Genomic DNA, 20,006 nt, shown 5'->3' with positions numbered 1-20,006 from the left:
GCGGACGCCGTGCCCCAGCCCGGCGCGGCGGCGCCCGCAAACCCGAGCGGTTCGGCGGACAAGCCGGCGGGCGCTGCCGGCAAAAAGCCCGCTGACAAAAAGCCCGCCGACAAAAAGTCCGCTGACAAAAAGCCCGCCGACAAAAAGCCCGCTGGCGACAGCGCCCCCCCCACGGGAGGCGGCTCGTGAACGTCTGGGCACGGACCCGCGCGGGCTTGCTCGTTGGGTTGGCGGTCGTCGGTGGCCTCGCCGGGGGCTGCCGTTGCAACAAAGAAACCCTCGCCCCGATCGTGTTCGAGTCGGGCAGCGATCGCGAGCCGATCGATCCCAACAGCGTGCTCGCCCCCCCGTGGGAGCCGCCGCTCGTCGCCCAGCTCGACAACGGCGCAATCCTGCACTGGCTGCGCGAGACCGACAGCCCCGCGTTCCACGTGCGCGTGTTGCTACCCACCGCCATCGACGCCGACAAGCTCAGCGCCGCCGCGACCACGGCCGCACTCGAGGCGCTGGAGCTGCGCTTGTCCTCGCGCCTGCGTCGGATCCCCGACGCGCGGCTCGAGCTGGGCAGCCGGCCCGGCCGGATCGAGATCGCCATCCACGGCCGCGACGCGGACGCCGAAGAGCTGCTCGCCGCGCTGTCCAACACCTTCGCCGACGCCGGCAACCCCAAGCTGCTCGCGGTCGCCCAGGGCAAGGTCTTGGCCCGCCACCGCGAGGCGGGACCCTCGGCGCTGGCTGGGGCCGCGCTGGCCAGCAAGCTGCTCGAGCTCCCGCTCGCGCACGAGTACGCCTCCAAGCAAGACCTGCTCGATCTATCCAGGAACCGGCTGGAAAAGGGCTGGTCGCTGCTCACCGATCCGCGCGACGCCGTGGTCGTGGTCCACTCGGGCCGCGACCCGGAGGACGAAGGCATGACCGAGGCCGTCGCCCGGCTCGGCACCCGCTGGAAGGGCCCGATCGGGTTCGGATCGGGCAAGCCCAACGTCACCGCCCGGCTGCGCGCGCCGGCGCCAAAGCGGCTCGCAGACACCTTCTTGCTGACCGAGCAGGCGCCCGCCAGCCTGTACTTCCACGCCGGCAAGCCCGAGCGCGGCAACCGGGCGGTCGTCATGCTCGGCCGGGTGATCCCCACGCCAACCATTGAGTCGCGCACCCTCGCGCGCCTGTGTCAGCGGGTCATGCAAGAGGAGCTCGACGTGCGGCTGCTCGTCGCGGGTCCGATCAGCATCTTGGCGATCAAGGTCCGCGTCTCGTCAAACGACCCGATCGCCAGCTTGCAGCGCATCATCGCCCGCATGCAGGCGTTCAGCGCCTCCCCCCAGCCGCGTGAGCGGCTCGACCAAGCCGCCAACTTGTGGCTGGGCGCCCGCGTGGTCGAGGCCAGCTTGTCGGGTGAAGACTGGACCTCGCTGTGGAGCGAGTCGATCGACCTCGCCGGTGACGACCGTGAGATCTTCGTCGCCCTCGCCAAGGACGCGCAGGGAATGCTCGAGCTCGAGCCCGAGCAGGTCCAGGCGTTCATGGCCGAGTGGTTCAACCCCCAGGCCGGCCAGCCCGGCTGGATGTGGACCGCCGCCGGGGTCGACGACGGGTTTCGGGACAAGCTCGGGGCCTCGCTGCGGCTCATCCAAGAGTGACGAGCTGCGCAAGCCTGATCACTCCTGGCCCACGCAGTGGCAGACCGCCGAGTTTGCCTTCTTGGGCTTGGCCTCGAGCATCTCTTCTTTGCAGCGGGCGGTGGCGGCGTGCTCGTCGGCCATCTGCGGGTAGGTATAGACGTTGCGCCAGACCTCGGCGCCATCGTGACTCCACGCGGCCGTGCACTCGAAGTCCCACTTGCGATCGCAGCCCAAACTCACGAACAGACAAATTCCCAGACCGATGATCGAAACGCGCGACACCCCCCACTGTAGCCGGCACGACGGGGTGCAGGACCGCAAAAAAAGGCGAGCGGCGATGCGCGGTTCCGCGTGTATCATCTCGGCCGGCTGACCGGTCGTGGCTGGTCACCCGCCCTTGAACTCGAGGAACTTCAGTTGAACAGAAGCAGGACAGCACCGACCCACGCGCCGCTCGGGAGGGATCCCTCGTGAAGCTGCGCAACACGCTCGCCGGCCACGAAGGCCAAGTCTTGTGTGCGCGGTTTGGACCCGAGGGCCGGCGCGTCGTCACGGGCGGCCGCGACACGACCATAGCGATCTGGTCGCTGCGCGGCGGCAAGCTCGAGCGCAGCCTCGAGGACCATGAGCGCGCCGTCACCACGCTCGCGTTCACGGCCGCCGGCGAGCTCGTCAGCGGGGACGCTGGCGGCGGCCTCCGGGTCTGGTCGTGGCCCCGCGGCAAGCTCCTGCTCGAGCTCGACGAGCACGTGGGCCCGGTGCTCACGCTTGGCAGCTCGGCCGACGGCAGCCTGATCGCCTCGGGCTCGCGCGACGAGACCATTTGTCTGTGGTCGCGCGAGACCGGCGAGCTGATCCACCGCTACGACGTGGGCCCCCGCGGCATGTCGTTTGTATTCGCCGCGGATCAAGAGCACATCGTGTCGGGCCGCGGCGGCGACACCCTCTGCTTTTGGTCGATCGAGACCGGCGAGCTCGCGTGGGAGCAAGAGGCCGGTCCGGGCACCGTTGGCGCGTTGGAGCTCGACCGCGGCGGTGAGTGGGTGGTGTCCCGCGGCTGGCGAGGCCCGGTCACGATCTGGTCGGCCTCGACCTGGGGCTACACGACGGTGCTCCCGATCGTGGAAAAGGGCCTGGGTGGGGCCACGCTGCGACCTGGCTACGAGCAGATCGTGTGCATCTACGAAGGTGGCATCGGCCTGTACGACGCAGAGACCGGGCGCTTGCTCGATAGCTTTGAAGTGCCGACCAAGGGGATGTTCGATCTGGACGTGTCGCCAGACGGCCGATATGCGGTGACGGCTTCGGCGGATGAAGTGGGGCGGATCTTCGAGTTCGAGGAGATCGAGGTCGAGGAGGTCGAGGACGAAGCCGAGTACGACGACGAAGCCGAGTACGACGACGACGACGACGACGACGACGACGATTACGACGACGACGACGACGACGACGACTGAGCGGCGGGATCGCTCGAGTTCGTTCGCGGTGTGTGGCGTGTCCGGTGTGGCAACGTCACCCCCGCGAACGACCCCTCAGTGCCCCCCGCAGCAACCACCAGCGGCCTTCGGCTCGTCCTTCCCTGGCCCGTGATCACCGTCGTCATGATCGTCATGATCGTCATGATCGTGATCACCATGATCGTGATGATCATGGTCGTGCCCACCTAGCTCCCAGAGCCGCCCAAGAAACCCGCGCGGCCCCTGGCGAACGAGCGACGCCAAGAACAGCACGCCCAAGACCCCGGCGCTGGCAATCGCCAACACGCCGTGGCTGTCGTGCACATGCGCGACCGCTGCCTCCGCGCCCGCTGCTGGCCACACCAAGTTGACCCCCCACCCCAACCCCAGCACCGCGACGATCATCGCCCCCGCGAACGCCAGCGCCACCTTGCGCCCATGCAGCTGCTCGAGCACCCCAAAGGTCGTTGCGTTGGTCGCGGGCCCCGTCAGCAGGAACGCCAGCGCCGCCCCTGGTGAGAGCCCCTTTGCGATCAGCACGGCCACCAGCGGCGTGGCCCCCGTCGCGCACACATAGACCGGCAGCCCCAGCAGCCCAAACGCGACGACCTGCAGCATCGGCCCGAGCTGGGTGAAGAACTCTGCGTCCACCCACGGCTGCAAGAACGCCGCGAGCAACAGCCCAACGAGGATCCACGGGCCCGTGCTGTCGAGGATCGAGCCGTACCCCGTGTGCAGTCCCGCCACCAGCCGCTCGCGCAGGGGCCTCGTGTCTGGCGGCGGGGGTTCTGGCTCGCTCGCCCCATCTGCGCCGCCTGCCCCACCTGCATCCACGCCACGCGCCCGGAGCTCGCGGCGCTCGACCCATCCGCCAACGACCACGCCCACGAACAGCGCGAGCACGAACGCCACGCCAACCCGGAGCAGCGCCATGTCCAACCCCAGCAAGGGCACCGACAGCAACACCGCGTCCAGCCCGAGCTCCGGGGTTGCAACCAGAAACGCCAGCGCCGCCGTGGCCGGCACACGGCGGTCCACCAGCGAGCGATACACCGGCACCACCCCGCACGAGCACAGCGGCAGCGGCAACCCAAACACGACCCCGCGCAGGGACTGCATCGTGGCCCCACCGCGCCGCAGCCACCGCGCCGGGGCCTCGCCCATCACGCTGCCAATCAGGCCTGCCACGCCATACGCGAGCAACAGCGCTGGCGCGCTCTCGAGCAGCAGATCCCAGAACGCGTCCACGATCTCGGCCCCGTGCCCATCTCGGGTGGCCGGGACCACGACCACGGCGACCACCAGCGCCAGCCCCAGCAGCCCGCCAATGCCTGGCCAGTAGCGGTGCTCGGCCGCCCGGCGCGAGCGCGTGCTGCCGATCCCGTGGCTGACCACGTGCAGCAACAACCCGCCAACGAAGGCCGCGAACACGCCAACGACCCGGCTGTCGTCGAGCACCGTCGTGCTGCCAGCGAACAGATACCCAAGCCCGGTCGCGGTCGCGATCGTCACCAGCGCGAGGATCCCCGCGCGCTGGCCCGACTCGTCCCCGTCGTCGGGGCTGGTCAACATCCACCACACCGCCAGTCCCTCGGGGACGCGGTGCAGCACGACCGCCCACTCCATCGCGTGACTGCCCGCGTGAACGTGGCCACCGACAGCGAGCGCGAGGCCGTCGGTGAACGCGTGCAGGGCCGTGCCGATCAGCGCCGCCCAAGTTGCGACCCGGTGGGTCGACTTGCCGCCGAAGCGACGCTCCGCGAGGTTCGGCAGCAGCACGCCCGCGACCATGGCCAGCAACGCCGGCCAGCCCGCCAGCTCGACACCGAGCGGCACGATCTCGAGCAACGCGAGCCCGAGCACCGCCACGACAACCATGCCGTCAAACAGCGAGTACGCCCGACCGTCGCGCCCGGCGAACCGGTAGATCAGCGGCCCCACGAACAAAGCCGCGACGCTGGCGACCAGCACGTACTCGCCGTTCATGGGCAGCTCGGGCATCGGCGCCGCCCGTTATACTCGCCAAGCCGCCTCTCGCCAGGGGCTGGGTCGCAATGACCCCCAGGCCGAATCAAGCGCTACGCCCTACACTCGGGCGCCACTCTCGCGCAGCGGCTTCGGGCCCGACCGCGCCCGCGGGCGCTCACTGCAGCAGCGCCACATACTCGAGGACCTCGAAGTCACGCTCGAGCCTGGGCTCCCACACACGACTGCGACGCCCCAGGCTGCGCGCCTGGACCCGCTCGCCCAGGCCAGGTGAGCGACCGTCGACGGCGACCCAGCGCAGCTGCGTGTGCGGGGCCAACCACGGCGCGGCGCTGTCGTGGGTGATCGACAGGCGCAGATACACGTAGCAACCAGCGTCGAGGCGCTCGACCACGTCGCCCTCGAGCACCGCTCGCTCACGCAGGTCGACGCGCTGCGGACTGGGATCGAGGCGCTCGCGCTCGCGCTCGACGCTCGCGCCCGAGTCACAGCCGCACGGCGCGAGTCCAAGCCCGAGCCCGAGACCGAGCCAAGCTGCGATGATCCCGAGCACCGGCGAGCGTGGGGGGCAGCGCACGGTCCTCCAACACCGCACACTGGCCAGAGTGTCACCCTGCTCGCTCGACCGCTTCGCAGTGGATCCCCCGGCCGCCAGCGCGCAGCGGCCCCGGGAACCCCGGCATTTTTGCCCGTGTGAGAAGCTGTTTGGGTCCCTTCACGTCCAGTCATCCAATGCCCGCATCACCGAGCCCCGCGCGCCTGTCGACCCCTGCCCTGTTGGCGCTCGCTATCGTCGTCGCCGCTGGGTGTGCGCGACAACACCAGCCAAACCCTCTGCAGCCCGAGTCCTCGATCGAGAGTTCGGGCTTCGCTGCGTCGAGCCAATACGCGCGCGACTCGACGGGCAACCGGCGCGACTTCGACCGCGCGCACACCCCCGCGCGACGCCATCGTGGTCACCCCTCCAAAGCCGACTCGCAGGCACATCCCCGACCAGGCCCTTCGCCAGCCCCTTCGCCAACCCCAGCGAGTGATCCCTTCGCCGACGGCTTCGTCACCGCGCACAACCTCCACCGCGCACGCGTGTCGCCGGCCGCGAACCCGCCCTTGCCACCCGTTCGCTGGTCCAAGCAGCTCGCCGCCACCGCGCAGGCCTGGGCAGATCGCTGCGACTTCGAGCACAGCCAGGGTTCGTACGGCGAGAACCTGAGCGCGCGCTCGCACAGCTCGAGTGCGGAAGAGATCGTCGCCAGCTGGGCGTCGGAGGCCGACCACTACAACTACGCCAGCAACCGCTGCGCCGCCGGCCAAGTCTGTGGTCACTACACCCAGGTCGTGTGGCGCGACTCGACCGAGATCGGCTGCGGCGTGGCCGTGTGCTCGCGCAACAGCCCGTTTGGTGGGGGCGAGTGGATCATGGCGGTCTGCAACTACTCTCCCGCTGGCAACTACGTGGGCGAGCGCCCCTACTGATGTAGCGACGATCGCACGAAGCGTTCGCTGCCAGGGTAAACCGGTCTAGGAAAGTGTCCGCGCGCGGGCGAGAAAGCCTCGCCCGAGCTCGAAGACACTGCGCGCCGCCAGTGGCCGGACTCGCGCGATCCATCACCACAATGGGCCAGTCCATTTTGCGGGGGCCCGTGCAACCACTGCTCGTTGGTGCCAAGCTCTCTGCCGTGCCGCCACTCGTACTCGCGCTGATCGACTCCGTGTTCGCGCTCGCGCTACATCACGACGAGCGCGCCCGTCGGTCTGCCAAAGATCGCGCGTCAGCCTCGGTCCGGGCCAAGGTCACCGGTCCAGAACCAGACGGCCCCGCCCCCGGCGGCCTGCGGGTTCGCATCCACGTGAGCACCCCATCCGCCCCCGCCACCAGCGTCAGCTTCCACATCGATCTCGAAGAGCAGCGCCTGCTCGCCAAAGAGGTCGCCCTGGCCGAGCTCCCCCTCGATCGCAGCGGCCTCGCCCGCCTCGTCGGCGAGCTCGAAGCCTGGTGCTACGCCCAGATCCCCCTCGAAGTCCCCGCCAACACCCACGCCTAGAGCGCCGATCAGTTTGGAGTCGCGTCGTCAGGTGCGTCTGGGGCCGTTCCTGACTAGGAGCGAGGCCGAAGCTGTATCCGGCATACTGCGAGCGCCGAGTCGACAACGGCAGGAGCGGCCCCAGATGTGCCTGGCGTCGTGAATTCAAACTGGTCGGCGCTCTAGAGCGCCGAACCGCTAAATCGCGCGCGCCGGGGTCCGTCTGGGCCGTTCGCGCATGATCCCCGAGGCCAAGTCCCCCGTCAGCACGACGTCGCCACGACCATGCCGTCCTGGCAGTACCAGACGTCGCCCGCGTCCTCGCAGCAGCCCTCGAACGGCAGCGCGGCGGGACATGGTGTGTCGGCGGTCAGGCCCGCCGGACACTCGCGGGGAAACTCGCCGCCTGGGTCCGCGCCCTGAAAACCGCAGTCGTACCAAGACTCGATGGGGTTCCAACCGCACGCGCTCGGAGGCAGCTCGTCGCCGGTCTCCTCGATCAGCGAGCAGACATTGCTGATGCACTCGAGACCTTCCCCGCAGGGAAGATCGGGCCCGCAGGCGCAGCCAAAGCAGTCGGAGACAGGGCCGGTCGTGCTGACGTCGGCGGGCTCGGCCGCGCACGCGAGCGCGAACACGGCAAGCAAGAGCGGAGCGAGGCAGCGCATTGGTAGACCCTACCTTTCTCCAACAGTGAGATGTGGGATGCCGGTAGGGCCCCCGTTCAAACCGTGCGTGCGGTTTTCCCGCACACGGCTTACCAGTGGCCTCTCGGACCGCCGCATTACGCGACCCCCGGATAGCGGACTGTACCACGTAGACGATGAAGACCCAGCGCGACGAAGAACTCTCGCGTCCACTTTTCGGCCTCGCCCGCGCGCAGGTTTCGACCCTTGCGCTTGACGAGGAAGCGTCGCAGACGCACCCAGGCGTACGTATCCACCTGGTTGAATTTCTCCGCCGCGTTGCCCGTGCGGAAGTAGTTCCCCCACCCTCGCAGCACTGGGTTGATCTGTTTGATCAGGACCCGCAGGTCCTTCACCCAGTTCCACTTGCGTGACGTCAGCTCCTTCACGCGCTGCCGTACGCGCTTCATGCTCCGCTGGCTCGGCCAGCGTTGCAGGAAGTACACGCGCTTGCGCTCCCGCTCCCAGATCTTGCCTGACAGCACCTTGCGCAAGTGGCAGCCGAGGAAGTCGAAACCTTGCTTGCCCCAGCTCAACTCGACTCGCCTCGTCTTGTCGGGATGGACCTCCAGCTTCAGCCGCTTCAGGATCTCTCGGACCCGTCGTTCGGCCTCCTCGCACGCCTTCTTCGTCCGGCACATGATGACGAAGTCGTCGGCATAGCGCACCAGCGTGCCCAGATGGGCATACCGCCGCGTCCACACCTCGTCGAGCACATGCAGGTAGATGTTCGACAGCAGCGGGGAAATTACCCCACCTTGCGGCGTACCCGAGACCAGCTCGGTTCGTCGCCCATCTTCGATCACGCCTGCCGTGAGCCAGAGTCGAAGCAGCTTCAGCACCCGCCTGTCCGAGATCCGACGTGACACCAGCTTCATCAGCAGTTCGTGATTGATGCTGCCGAAGAAGTCGCGGATGTCGACTTCGAGCACGTGATTCCCTCCGCGCGCACCAAGCTTGCGGAGCGTCTCCAGTGCATCCGTGGCGCTGCGACGTGGCCGAAAGCCGTACGAGCACGGGAGAAAACCCGCCTCGAAGATCGGCTCCACGACCAGCTTCGTCGCCATCTGCACCACGCGATCCCGTACCGTCGGGATACCCAGGGGCCGCTGCTTACCATCGGCCTTCGGGATGTAACACCGCAAAACCGCCTGCGGCCTGTACGTCCCCGCCTTCAGTTCAGCCTCGAGTTCGTCCAAGACGCGCCCGACTCCGTACTGCTCGAGCTCGGCCAAGGTCTGGTTGTCGACCCCCGCCGCGCCCTTGTTCCGCCTCACTCGATTCCATGCTTCCTCCAGGACGTCACGCCTGAAGATGCGGTCATAAAGAGCATGAAACCGCCTATCCGGGGACCGCTTGGCTGCGGCCCACAGTCGCCTTTGGAGTTGTCGCACTTTGTCGTCGGGCTTGTTGCACCCGCCGGGGTTGTTGGACTGGGTCTCATGCCCAGCCATGCCCTCACGCTTACCTCCGCCACCGACATGACCATCGCAGGGGTCCCTCCCTCCGGCCGCGTTGTGTTGCACGACCATCATCAGTACTTCGACCCCCTCGGACTCCCGCTGAGCAACGCCCGATTTCGCCTTCGACTTATTCGGACGCCTCGCCGCGACAACGGCCACTCAGACGGGTCTCCCCTGTTCCGCATCGCTCCTCGATCGCGTGCCACTTCCCCTACCCCGAGGGCATCCCACAGGCTTTCATCTCCGGTCTCTTGCCTGTCGGACCTGGCCTTCGCCGTGACGTGAGCGGCTCGGCTGCCCCATTGTTTCTCTGACGAGGCTGCAGAATTCGCTTGATGCTGCGGCCCGCGATCTTGCTCCCTCCGAAGAGGCTTTCGACACCCCGCTTGGGCCAGGAGGATCTCTCCTCCCGCCTGGGGCCTGCTACTCGGCACACCGGCGTTTACCGAGACGGGACTTGAACCCGCTGGAACGATGCAGCGTGAACGACACACTCGCCTGGCTTTCGCCACGCGCGCTCCCCGTTCGTCAGGACGCACCACGCAGGAAGGCTATCGCGGCTGGGCGCCGCGGCCTGCCATTTTCGACTCTTCGCGCCCCGCGTGGCCGCGTGCTGCGGCGCTTCCTCGCGTTGACGTATGATTCCGACAGTGCGTTCGTCGATGCTCGCCGCGTTGTCGCTCCTGCTCGGGGGAGCGCTCGCGGGCTGCGTGGGGCCCGATGGCCCGCCTTGTGAAGACGACGTCAACAGCTGCGCCAACGACAGCGGCGCCTTTGTCGAGGATCCGACCTGCGAGCTGACGGGCGCGCTCGAGCTCGAGCTCGGAGAGGGCCAAGCTGTGTACTCGCCGCTCACGACCGGAGAGATGCCCGAGGTCTACGATGGCTTTCAGGGCGCCCAGCACATCTGGCTGGGCGTGCGCGTGAAGAACCCTGATCTCCAGCATTCCTCGCTCCGGATCGACATCGCGCTGAGCGTGTGCGAGACGCAGTGTGGGAACCCACAGAACTGGTCGCTCGACAACGAGCGCACGCTCGTGGTCGGCTCGCGCACGATCACGCTCACCGAGGAAGGGTGGTTCGAGGAAGAAGGCGTGTTGGTCACCCTCGGGAATTGGGGCGTCGCCACCCACCGGCGCGTGGAGATACTGGTGAGGGATCCATGCGGCCGAGAGGGCGTGGCGGTCGCGTCAACCTGGACCAGCTCCTGACCCGGCGCTTCGTCCTCGGGCGCCCCGCTGTCCAAATTCGGTGTATTGGGGTCTGCGGGGGTTGATGTGCTGATCGGACAGCGCGCACGACCCGTGAGGGTCTCTCCGGGCACGGAGGGCTCAAGACGCTAATTTGCGTTGTCATGGATCGCTGTTGGCAAGGTCGGGCTGTGGCTTCGGTGACGCACTCGCAACGCCCTCTTATTGTGCCCGGAGAGACCCTCACGGGTCTTCTGTGCGCTTCTCGTCGTTCGAGACGGCGGCTACGCGCTCGGGATCGAGGGGCGTCTTGGGGTCCAACAAATGCTGGTTGCGGTGGTCGTTCGAATGCTCTCGGGTGGTCGCGCAGGTGCAGTGACAGCGCTCCCCGAGCACGACGTCGACCCGGCCGCTGTCGCACGCGAGCATCCGAGCGGCGTGCAGCGGCGTGGCGACGCATCCCGTCCCGTCCCGTCCCGTCCCGTCCCGTCCCGTCCCGTACCGTCCCGTCCCGTCGCGTCGCGTCCCGTCGCGTCCCGTCGCGTCCCATCGCGTCGCGTCCCGTCCCATCGCGTCGCGTCCCGTCGCGTCGCGTCCCGTCGCGTCCCGTCGCCCAAGAAGCCGCCGATGACAACCCGCTCGCAACCGGAGCCAGGCGTGCGGAGGTACGCCCGCGAACCAGTGGATGCCAGCAGGCGCGGAAGGTCGCCCACTCGAGCGGAGCAGTGGTTGACCAAGAACTGCCCGATCCCGAGCGCGTAGCCGCCGTCTCGAACGACGACAAGCGCACAGAAGACCCGTGAGGGTCCCTCCGGGCACAATAAGAGGGCGTTGCGAGTGCCCGACCGAAGCCACCAGCCCAACCTCGCCGACAGCGATCCATGACAACGCAAATTAGCGTCTTGAGCCCTCCGTGCCCGGAGGGACCCTCACGGGTCGTGCGCGCTGTCCGATCAGCACATCGAACCCCGCACCCGCTCAGGCTGCGAGGCGATGCCCATGCAGAGCTCTACATGCCAGACGCGAAGCGGCTGCAGTCGGCGAAGTCCAAGGTCTATGTGGGGGTCATGTACAGCCTAATACCCAATGCCGGCTCGGCGGTAGAGCGCCGCCAGCAGCCACATCGGACCGATCATCAAGAACTGCAGATCCTCGAAGAAGGACGGCTTTTGGCCTTCGATCTTGTGCCCGATGAATTGAAAGATCCACGCGACCACGAAGATCCCCAACGAGCTGGCCCACAGCGGAATCGGCAGCGCTGCCAAGGCCTGCACGAGCAGCAGCATCACGCCGCTGACGGCGGCCATCCCGATCGCCAGCGGGATCGAGATCAGCGCGTAGTAGCCCACCGCGCCGATCGCCAACAGCGTGCCCCAGTGCAGCCACGGCGACTCGAAGGGGCTCGGCACCGCGCCCAGCAGGCCAAAGATGCTCATCACGATCGCAGGGATGCAGATCCAGTGGATCGTCTTGTTGGTCGGGTTTTGATGACTCTGTCCGTAGGCGTCGAGCCACTCTTGTGCAGTTCGCATGGTTGGTCTCCTTCAGTCAGACGGGCAACAAAAAATTGGTGAGCATGAGCTCGAGATCGGCGGCGACCCGATCGGGGTCGGTCTCGCCGGGCCACAGATCACCCCAGATCACGGTCTCGCGCAGGAACCCGGCGGCCATCAAGAACGCCGAGCGGGCGAGCAGCTGCGGGTTGTCAGGGCGAAACTCCGCGCGCTTGCTCAGCCACGCCGCGGTCACGCGCTGCATCAACGCGGCGTTGAGCTGGCGAGCGTGGGCGGCGAACGCTGCGCTGCGGCGGGCCTCGACGATGATCGCCCGGATCGCCCCTCGCCGGGTGCGGTGCATGGCGACCATCTCACGCGCGTTGATCTGCAGGAGCTCGCGCAGCTCGAGATCGACGAAGCGCTCGCGGGCGAACGCCCGATCGATCTGCGCGACGATCTCTGCGTACACGCGCGCGCGCAGGTGCTCGAGCAGCGCGTCCTTGTTGCCAACGCGATCGTAAAAGGTGCCCACCGCGACGCCGGCCTGCTTGCAGACCTCGCTGACGGTGATCTCCTCGAAGGTCTTGGCCTCGAGCAGCTCGTCGAGCGCCTCGATGATCCGCTCGAGGCTGCGCTGGCTTCGGCGCTGGCGCGCGGGACGAAGCTTCCCGGCCCCTGTCACAGTCCCTGCCACCGTCCCTGTGACAGCCCGCCGCGGCGGTCCGCCGTGCAGCTCTGGCTGCGCTTTGCCCTCGCTCGTCATGAACCGAACCTGAATTCGGATTCGGTTCATAGAGCCGCCGCCAGCCCCCGTCAAGGTCATGCATCCATCTCCGCATATATGCACAAAGTTGCATGGACACCCCACCCAAAACCGCAAAATTCCGCAAATCCAGGTTTGGAAGGATGCGGGTCACCATGTAGCGTCTGCGCCGTGCTGCTCCATCAACTCGAGGGAAAAAAAGTCGGGATCTGCGTCTCGGGCGGGCTCGATAGCAAGACAGTGGCCACCCGGCTCAAGCAAGCCGGCGTCGAGTGCATCGCCTTCGTGGCTGACCTCGCGCAGCCCGACGAGAGCGACATCGAACACGTGCGCGAGAAGATGCGCCCGACCGGCGTCGAGACGGTGATCGTCGATCTCAAGCACGACATGGCCCGCGCGTGCTTCCGCATGATCCGAACCCAGGCGATGTACGACGGCGGCTACTGGAACACGACCGGCATCGCCCGCGCGGTCACGGTTCACGGCCTGCTTGGCCCGATGCGGGATCGCGGGTGCACGGTGCTCGCCCACGGCGCGACCGGCCGCGGCAACGATCAGCTCCGCTTCGAGCGCTACACCAACGTGCTGGCCCCGACCATGAAGGTCTACGCGCCGTGGCGCGACCCCGGGCTGCTCGAGCAATTTCCGGGGCGCAAGCAGATGATCGAGTTCCTCGCCACGCAGGGGATCGAGGTCGACGTTGGCCCGCGCAAGCGCTACTCGACCGACGCCAACCTCGCTGGGCTCTCGCACGAGGCCGAGGACCTCGAGGATCTCGAGACCCCCATGAGCATCGTCGAGCCGCTCATGTGCGTGTGGCCCCAGTCCGCCCCCGAGGCCGTCGAGACCGTCACGCTAAAGTTCGACAAGGGCGACTGCGTGGCGATCAATGGTGAGTCGCTGGACCCACTGCAGTGCATGTACAAGGCCAACGAGATCGGCGGGCGCAACGGCATCGGCATGCGCAACGCCCTCGAGAACCGGATCATCGGCACCAAGAGCCGCGGCGTGTACGAGGCCCCAGGTCTCGAGCTGCTCGGCACTGGGCTGCGCTCGGTCTACCAGGCTGTGATGGATCGCCGCTCGACCCAGCTGTTCCACACCATGTCGCAAAACTACGCGCAGCAGATCTACGACGGGCGCCTCTACGATCCGCAGGCGCGCGCGATCCTGGCCGCCGTCGACGTGCTCGCCGAGTACGCCAGCGCGACCGTCGAGCTGGGCCTGTACAAGGGCAACGTGTTCTTCAAGGCCCTGCGCGACTGCCCGCACTCGCTCTACAACCCAGCCGACGCCTCGATGGAGGCCAGCGACGGGCTCAACCCGGTCAGCTCGCAGGGCTTCGTCGAGGTCCAGCGGGTCGAGGCCATCGCGCTCGCGAGCGCCGGCCAGATCGTCGACTGAGACCACGGTCAGGCCGCGCGCGCGCCAGTCTTGGCGTCGAGGGTTGCGATATGATGGCGCCATGGTTCGCGCGTCGCTGTCATCTTTATTAATTTGCCTCACGGTCGCGGCTTGCTCGGACAACTCCAACGTGGACGAGAGCCTCGGCTACTCGGGCCCGAACTCCACGTCGACCTCAACCGACACCGACACCAGCGACACAGACGAGACCGAGACCGACACCAGCGACACAGACGAGACCGAGACCGGCGACCCCGAAGACGTCGAGCAGCTGCGCTACGTCGCGGCGGGCTCGCACGACTCGGTGCTGGTCGCCCTCGAGCTCAACGATCCACACGCCGTGCCCGAGCCCGAGTACATCGCAACCGGGACCGCGCTCGCTGGCGTGTTTGGAGCGACGCCGTTTGGGGCCGAGGCCGTCAGCCACGACGGCGACATCTACCAGCTGCGCGTGGACCCGCAGGGCGTGTTCAAGCTCTCGCCGTTGGTCCAGCAAGATGGCAATTGGCTGCACAGCATGTGGTTTGGAGACGAAGGGGCCAACGCGTTGATGAGCGTGACAGAGGATCCCAACGTGGGCCCCAATCTGCTGCTGTGGTGCAGCTACGACGCCGAGGGCGCGCTCACGTCGTCGTTCGACATCACCCCGCCGCTCGACCCCGGCGGCTCCGCGCTGGTCCTGGCCCGCAGCCCCGACTCGAGCCACGCGGCCGTGCTGATCGACGTTGAACCAAACGACGTGTGGCAGCTGTACCTGCTGCCCCTGCACCCGCAGCTGAGTGAGTCGATCTTCATCGACCACCTGACCTTCGAGGGCGTCCCCGCCACCAACGTCCCGGCGTTCATGTTCACCCACCTCGACGACCAGCGGCTCGTGTACCGCGAGGAGATCGAGGTCAACGTGCTCAGCCCGCTCGGTGTGTCGCTCGCGGATCCAACCGCGCCGCCGGTCAACCTCGCGCCCTCGCTTGGCCACATCTCGTCGATCGTGGTCTCGGATGACAACACCCAGATGCTGGTCAGCACCAACGGCGCGAACGGCTATCGCGAGCTGCGGCTGATCGAGTTCACCGGGCCCACGTCGTTCGAGCTGCCGCATCTGATCACCGAGCCGGGCGCGAACGCGATGACCAACCTGCTGCTACCCGGCGGCCCAACCACGATCGGTCACGGCTTCGATGCCCAAGGCCGGATCTGGTACGCCTACACCAACACGATGCTCTCGGACCCCAAGACCGTCGGCATCGCGCTGGTCACCTTCGAAGATGGCATGGTCGTCGAGCGGCTCGAGCTCGCGGACAACCCACCGGGCACCGAGTTCGAAGACATCTCTTTCAACCAAGACCTGCAGCTGCTCACCTACCGCTCGCAGACCGCAAACCTGAGCTACATCAACTACGTCGACTTGAGCGCGGACCAACCCGTCGAGGTCCGCGTCGATCAAGCGCTGGGCTACTTCGACTCCACCCCCAACGACAACGCTGGCTACGGGTGGTCGGCCGATGGCAGCCAGCTCGCCGTCGCGGGCATCCAGAGCGGGGCCACCAAGCTCTACGTCGCGGCGTTCGGCGATCCCTCGGGCGCCACCGTCGAGGTCGCGCTCCCCGACGTCGAGAGCGCGCAAGGCATCACCCTGGACCACAGCCCGCGCGTCAGCCCCAAGGGTGATCAGGTGATCTTGTGGTACGGCACCCAGACGGGTCTGACCGGCTTGATCCACGGCGCCACCGACGGCTCCGCACCCGCCGAGGTCGTGCTCGGCCTTCAGAACGCGCTGCACAGCGGCGCGTACCTTGCCAGCGCTCCGATTCCATAGGGACCCCCCGGGTGGCATAGCTGGGCCCCGGGTGGGAGGCCGCCAATCTGTGCTCTATACTGCGGCCCCGTTGACGGCACGACAGAGCAAGCGGCGCCAAGCTCGGACCACGCAAGCGCAAGCCTGGCGCACGAGCGAGATCGATCCCCAGACCCAGGGCGCACCGGCGAGCGAGATCGAGACTGGGACCCTCGTCGCGCACTTTGGCGTCGCGGTCGACATCCGGCTCGCGTCGGGTGAGCGTCGCTCGGTCAAGGTCCGTCGGCGTTCGGGTCACGTCGTCGGTGACCGCGTCGACGTCGTGGGCGAGCGCCTGCATCGGCTCGCGCGAGACACCGAGCTGCGGCGGCGCGACGCGATGGGTCGCACCCACGTCGTCGCCGCCAACCTCGACGTGCTCGGGATCGTGGTCGCGGCCGTGCCCGCGTCGCCTTCGGGCTTCGTGGATCGGGCCCTGATCTCGGCCCTGGCCGCCAACATCGAGCCGTTCTTGGTCATCAACAAGGCGGATCTGCCCGCGACCGAGGAGCTGGTCGCCCGCGTGCGCGAGACCTGGATCGACGGCCCCGGCGGCCTCGACATCCCCGTGTTCGTGGTCTGTGCCAAGCACGCCGACGCACCCGAGCTCGCTAGTGGTCTGCAGGAGCTGCGGTCGTTCTTCGCCAATCGCTCGCTCGATCAGCCTGCCGATCAGGCCGTCGCTCGACCACGGCGCGCCGCGTTCGTCGGGACCTCGGGGGTTGGCAAGAGCTCGCTGGTCAACACCCTGCTCCCCGAGCTCGCCCTGCCCGTGGGCGAGATCAACAGCTACTCCGGGCTCGGCCGCCACACCACGACCACGGCCACGCTGCACCGCCTGCCCGATGGCGGCGAGCTGATCGACACGCCGGGGTTTCGCGACTTTGGCTTGGTCGACATCAGCGTGGCGCAGCTGGCCGCGTTCTTCCCCGGCTTCACCGAGCTGCATCAGTACCAAGGCGCGTGTCGGTTCAACGACTGCCGCCACGACGCAGAGCCCGACTGCGCGATCAAGGCCGCCGTCGCCGAGGGTCGGCTCGCGCCCGCTCGCTGGCAGCGCTACCGCGAGCTGCTCACCGAGCTGCGCCAGGCGTGACGGGCCCCTGACAAGCTACTTGCCTGGTTTGGGGATTGGCTTGGGGGCTGGCTTGGGCCGAGGCTTCTTCGTGTCATGCGGCACGCACACGCGCTCGCTCATTGGGCTCGCGGCGAACCACAGCCGCCACGTGTCGTGCGGCGGCAGCCCGCAGTAGCCGCCGCCGGGGCAGTCCTCGTCCGCCTCGCAGACGACCGTGCAGTAGCTGCCCTTCTCACCGACGACGCAGCGGCCATCGAGCGCCTCACAGTCAAAGCCGCCGCCACAGGGCTGGCCGATCGCTGGTGCGCTGAACAACTTGAAGGCCCACGGCGCCCCAACGAGCACCAGCGTGATCAGGCCCAGGCACAGCATCGCTGGCCAGGCGCGTCGCGGTGCTTCGCTCACGCCAAGCTCCCCACGGCGGGACCTGCAGGCGGCCGCACCCAGCCGCCGTGCTCACGCTCGAGCGCGCACGCGGCCGCGATCGTCACGTGATCGTTGCCGCTGCCACCCACGACCTGCAGCCCCAGCGGCAGCCCGGCTTGGCTCAGCCCCATGGGCACTTGTGTGACGGGCAGCTCCATGACGTTGAAGATCGCAGTGTAGACCCAATCGAAGGGCCGCAGCAGCGGAGCGTAGTGGCGCGGCGCTGGGCGGGGGTGGGTCGGAAACAGCAGCACGCCGCGCGCGCCCAGCTGCGCGTCGATCTGCGCGCGCAGGGCCATGGCCTCTGCGACCAGCCGGCGCTGCTCCTCGATCGCGGGGATGATCGGGCGGAAGTCCTCGACCGCCGCGAGCACCAGCGCGGGCAAGGTGTGCTGCGAACGACCAAACACCCAGCGCAGCAGCTCGCGCCCGACCGGGATCGCCTGCCCCTCACCAAGCAGCTCCCGAAAGGGTGTGTCCGCGGCCAGCGCCATCGCCGAGGACCACAGATCAAACCCGCGGCCAAGCTCCGGCATGCGCCGACGCTGGACCTTGGCGCCAAGCCCCTCGAGGATGTCCGCGGCCTGCTCGAGCGACTCGAGCAGCTCGTGGTCAACGGGGGTCTTGCCGTTGTCCTCGACGACAGACACCTCGAGCGCGCCCAGATCGACCGACTCGGGGTCACGCAGCTCGAGCGGCATCACGCCGTGGTCGTGGCCATCTGGCCCCGCGAGGATCCGCAGCAAGGGCATCAGATCCGTGGCCCGGCGGGTGATCGGTCCGGTTGCGAGGTAGCGCAGCGCCTCGTTCTCGGACAGCGGATGCATGCCCGTGCCCGGCACGAGCCCGCCGGTAGACTTGTGGCCGAACACGCCGCAGAAGAACGCGGGCATGCGGATCGAGCCGCCGATGTCTGCCCCAAGCCCAAACGGCGAGGCGCCAGCGCCCACGATCGCCCCCTCGCCACCCGAGCTGCCGCCAACGATGCAGCGCGGATCGTAGGGGTTGTTGGACCGACCGTAGACCCGGTTGTTGCTCTCCATCCACATGCACAGCTCGGACACGTTGGTCAGCCCGATGCAGATCGCCCCGGCCTGCTTGAGCCGCGCGACCGTGGTCGCGTCTTCACTGGCGATCACGTCGCGGCGCCGCAGCAGCCCCGAGCTGTTCGGCAAGCCGGCGTAGGCGAAGGACTCCTTGATTGTGCATGGAACCCCAAGCAGCGGCGGCAGAGCTTCGACGTCTGCGCCCGCCCGCTCGAGGCGCGCGTCGGCCAGCTCGGCCTCGTGCAGCGCCGCCTCGTAGCGATCCACCACGATCGCGTTGAGGGTGGGGTTGACCGCCCGCGCGTGGTCGACGTGGGCGCCCACGGCCTCGCGCGCGCTCAGCCGCCGGCTTCGGATCGCAGCGGCGAGCTCGAGGGCGGACATCGAGAGCGGGTCGGCCACGGACATCGCCCCGGTTGTACCCAACTCTGCCCGGCGAGGGAACGCGCTCGGGCGGCGCGAGGCCTGCCATGGTATGTGTATATAATTGCGCGCTCGCTGAGCCGTCATTGGTTTCAATGAGGACAGGCCCTCGCGCGCGCCGACGCATTTCACTGGCCAGCGGCGGATACTCTAGCCACCCCCGAAGATCCACTGCGCAGCCAATTTCAACGAATTAGGGGAATCAACCGGTCGCTTTACACGCCGTGATCATGCTCCCAACGGCACCGAGACACACCGGCGCTCGTAGCTTGAATTAGCCACCAATATCGATTTGATCTGAACCGATTCGAACTGCGACCCGTCGGAGTATGCGATGACGATGAAGCATGACACCCAAGATTGCTCGGTCGTGCTCGCAATCGCCGAGCTCGACCGACTCGAGCGCGACCGAGCCGCCTTTGCCAGCGCCAAACATGGCGCGCTGCGACGCCTCGACCAGCAAGCTAGCGATATCAACAACCTTCGTGGGCGCCTGCTCGCCGAGCGCCCCCGAGCCAGCGCACGTGTGCAGCGCCAGCAAGACAACCTGCGCATGACCCAAGCGCGCACCCGGGCCAAGATGACCGCCCAGGCCCAAGCGCTCCACCACGAGCGGCTCGCTCGCTACCAAGCCGAGCTCGAAGCCAAGCGCCTGCGGCTCGCCACGATCGAGTCCATGCCAGTCGTCGAGCGGCCCGGGCGTCGGCTCCTCGAGTGGAGCATCCCAGCAGCAGCGACCGCGCTGGTGGCGTTCCTCGGGTTCACCTTCATCGGCGAAGAAGACGCCGTCGCCCGGGCTGCCGACCCCGCGGACCTCATCGCGGTCACTGAGGCGCAGGCGAGTGAAGCTGACAATGTCGACGAGCTGGCGCCGGAAGCCGCGCCGGAGCCGGAGCCGGAGCCAGAGCCGGAAGTCGAGCCCGAGCCAGAGCCGGAGCCGGAGCCGGTCAAGGTGACCAAGCCCAAGTCGACCAAGTCCACGCCCAAGTCGACCAAGTCCACGCCCAAATCGACGCCCAAGCCCAAGCCCAAGCCCACCGAGTCCAAGCACTCCAATCCATTGAAGATCGGCGACTTCGACGGCAACCCGCTCGGCTGAGTCGGATCCCAACCA

At 67.8% G+C, this 20,006-nt stretch carries 18 protein-coding genes; 9 read left to right on the top strand and 9 right to left on the bottom strand.

All coding sequences use genetic code 11. From position 1 onward, the window contains the following. Window positions 1–185: 185 nt before the first annotated feature. Entirely contained in the window at window positions 186–1,637 is a 1,452-nt protein-coding gene (locus DB30_RS32360; RefSeq protein ID WP_052556337.1) for a hypothetical protein, read from the top strand. Between the two features lie 18 nt (window positions 1,638–1,655). Here the strand turns inward: DB30_RS32360 and DB30_RS32355 are convergent, their stop codons facing one another. Further along, window positions 1,656–1,901, bottom strand: a complete 246-nt coding sequence (locus tag DB30_RS32355) for a hypothetical protein (protein ID WP_146661589.1) — start codon at window positions 1,899–1,901, stop codon at window positions 1,656–1,658. A gap of 188 nt (window positions 1,902–2,089) precedes the next feature. Between DB30_RS32355 and DB30_RS32350 the strand changes: the two genes are divergently transcribed. Beyond that, the gene (locus DB30_RS32350; protein WP_052556332.1) at window positions 2,090–3,076 is read left to right on the top strand and encodes a WD40 repeat domain-containing protein; all 987 of its coding nucleotides are present in this window, start codon (window positions 2,090–2,092) and stop codon (window positions 3,074–3,076) included. A gap of 75 nt (window positions 3,077–3,151) precedes the next feature. Here the strand turns inward: DB30_RS32350 and DB30_RS32345 are convergent, their stop codons facing one another. Together DB30_RS32345 and DB30_RS32340 are read right to left on the bottom strand one after the other, a co-directional pair. Further along, window positions 3,152–5,077, bottom strand: coding sequence for a permease (locus DB30_RS32345; protein ID WP_052556330.1), 1,926 nt, complete (start codon window positions 5,075–5,077; stop codon window positions 3,152–3,154). A gap of 142 nt (window positions 5,078–5,219) precedes the next feature. Further along, the gene (locus DB30_RS32340; protein ID WP_165704053.1) at window positions 5,220–5,639 is read right to left on the bottom strand and encodes a hypothetical protein; all 420 of its coding nucleotides are present in this window, start codon (window positions 5,637–5,639) and stop codon (window positions 5,220–5,222) included. Window positions 5,640–5,794: 155 nt separating this feature from the next. Here DB30_RS32340 and DB30_RS42885 point away from each other — a divergent pair, with 155 nt between their 5' ends. Together DB30_RS42885 and DB30_RS32330 are read left to right on the top strand one after the other, a co-directional pair. After that, a complete protein-coding gene (locus DB30_RS42885) occupies window positions 5,795–6,535 on the top strand; it encodes a CAP domain-containing protein (protein ID WP_146661587.1) in 741 nt (246 codons plus the stop codon). 203 nt (window positions 6,536–6,738) lie between these two features. After that, window positions 6,739–7,104 (top strand): hypothetical protein, encoded by a 366-nt coding sequence (locus DB30_RS32330; RefSeq protein ID WP_146661585.1) that lies wholly within the window; start codon window positions 6,739–6,741, stop codon window positions 7,102–7,104. A 242-nt stretch (window positions 7,105–7,346) separates the two neighbouring features. Here DB30_RS32330 and DB30_RS32325 read toward each other — a convergent pair whose 3' ends face one another. Both DB30_RS32325 and ltrA read right to left on the bottom strand, forming a co-directional pair. Continuing rightward, window positions 7,347–7,751 (bottom strand): hypothetical protein, encoded by a 405-nt coding sequence (locus DB30_RS32325; protein WP_146661583.1) that lies wholly within the window; start codon window positions 7,749–7,751, stop codon window positions 7,347–7,349. A 116-nt stretch (window positions 7,752–7,867) separates the two neighbouring features. Further along, window positions 7,868–9,223, bottom strand: coding sequence for a group II intron reverse transcriptase/maturase (gene ltrA / locus DB30_RS32320; protein ID WP_146661580.1), 1,356 nt, complete (start codon window positions 9,221–9,223; stop codon window positions 7,868–7,870). 659 nt (window positions 9,224–9,882) lie between these two features. Here ltrA and DB30_RS32315 point away from each other — a divergent pair. Continuing rightward, complete coding sequence (locus DB30_RS32315; protein WP_146661578.1) at window positions 9,883–10,443, top strand: hypothetical protein; 561 nt, start codon at window positions 9,883–9,885, stop codon at window positions 10,441–10,443. 1,055 nt (window positions 10,444–11,498) lie between these two features. Here DB30_RS32315 and DB30_RS32305 read toward each other — a convergent pair. Both DB30_RS32305 and DB30_RS32300 read right to left on the bottom strand, forming a co-directional pair. Continuing rightward, complete coding sequence (locus DB30_RS32305) at window positions 11,499–11,954, bottom strand: Mpo1 family 2-hydroxy fatty acid dioxygenase (protein ID WP_052556314.1); 456 nt, start codon at window positions 11,952–11,954, stop codon at window positions 11,499–11,501. 16 nt (window positions 11,955–11,970) lie between these two features. Beyond that, a complete protein-coding gene (locus tag DB30_RS32300; protein WP_052556312.1) occupies window positions 11,971–12,600 on the bottom strand; it encodes a TetR/AcrR family transcriptional regulator in 630 nt (209 codons plus the stop codon). A 252-nt stretch (window positions 12,601–12,852) separates the two neighbouring features. Here DB30_RS32300 and argG point away from each other — a divergent pair, with 252 nt between their 5' ends. From argG to rsgA, 3 genes are all read left to right on the top strand, one after another. After that, complete coding sequence (argG, locus tag DB30_RS32295; protein WP_052556310.1) at window positions 12,853–14,085, top strand: argininosuccinate synthase; 1,233 nt, start codon at window positions 12,853–12,855, stop codon at window positions 14,083–14,085. 61 nt (window positions 14,086–14,146) lie between these two features. Continuing rightward, entirely contained in the window at window positions 14,147–15,901 is a 1,755-nt protein-coding gene (locus DB30_RS32290) for a hypothetical protein (protein ID WP_146661574.1), read from the top strand. Between the two features lie 70 nt (window positions 15,902–15,971). Next, a complete protein-coding gene (gene rsgA, locus DB30_RS32285; protein WP_205633120.1) occupies window positions 15,972–17,015 on the top strand; it encodes a ribosome small subunit-dependent GTPase A in 1,044 nt (347 codons plus the stop codon). Between the two features lie 15 nt (window positions 17,016–17,030). Here rsgA and DB30_RS32280 read toward each other — a convergent pair whose 3' ends face one another. After that, window positions 17,031–17,402 carry a hypothetical protein gene (locus DB30_RS32280; protein WP_146661573.1) on the bottom strand — a complete coding sequence of 124 codons (372 nt, stop codon included), beginning with the start codon at window positions 17,400–17,402 and terminating at the stop codon, window positions 17,031–17,033. Beyond that, window positions 17,399–18,877 (bottom strand): amidase, encoded by a 1,479-nt coding sequence (locus tag DB30_RS32275; protein ID WP_052556303.1) that lies wholly within the window; start codon window positions 18,875–18,877, stop codon window positions 17,399–17,401. The genes DB30_RS32280 and DB30_RS32275 overlap by 4 nt, the downstream gene beginning before the upstream one ends. Before the next feature lie 355 nt (window positions 18,878–19,232). Here DB30_RS32275 and DB30_RS41835 point away from each other — a divergent pair, with 355 nt between their 5' ends. Next, window positions 19,233–19,991, top strand: coding sequence for a hypothetical protein (locus DB30_RS41835; RefSeq protein ID WP_205633119.1), 759 nt, complete (start codon window positions 19,233–19,235; stop codon window positions 19,989–19,991). Window positions 19,992–20,006: the final 15 nt, after the last annotated feature.

This window comes from Enhygromyxa salina, from assembly GCF_000737335.2.
Lineage (GTDB): Bacteria > Myxococcota_A > Polyangia > Nannocystales > Nannocystaceae > Plesiocystis > Plesiocystis salina_C.
This window is presented reverse-complemented; position numbering and strand designations above follow the sequence as displayed.

Bases quoted from the DNA above. Each gene is read 5' to 3' on its own strand.
- DB30_RS32305 (WP_052556314.1), bottom strand. From the start codon at position 11,954: ATGCGAACTGCACAAGAGTGGCTCGACGCCTACGGACAGAGTCATCAA.
- ltrA (WP_146661580.1), bottom strand. From the start codon at position 9,223: ATGGCTGGGCATGAGACCCAGTCCAACAACCCCGGCGGGTGCAACAAG.
- DB30_RS32275 (WP_052556303.1), bottom strand. From the start codon at position 18,877: ATGTCCGTGGCCGACCCGCTCTCGATGTCCGCCCTCGAGCTCGCCGCT.
- DB30_RS32325 (WP_146661583.1), bottom strand. From the start codon at position 7,751: ATGCGCTGCCTCGCTCCGCTCTTGCTTGCCGTGTTCGCGCTCGCGTGC.
- DB30_RS32345 (WP_052556330.1), bottom strand. From the start codon at position 5,077: ATGCCCGAGCTGCCCATGAACGGCGAGTACGTGCTGGTCGCCAGCGTC.
- DB30_RS41835 (WP_205633119.1), top strand. From the start codon at position 19,233: ATGAAGCATGACACCCAAGATTGCTCGGTCGTGCTCGCAATCGCCGAG.
- DB30_RS32290 (WP_146661574.1), top strand. From the start codon at position 14,147: ATGGTTCGCGCGTCGCTGTCATCTTTATTAATTTGCCTCACGGTCGCG.
- DB30_RS42885 (WP_146661587.1), top strand. From the start codon at position 5,795: ATGCCCGCATCACCGAGCCCCGCGCGCCTGTCGACCCCTGCCCTGTTG.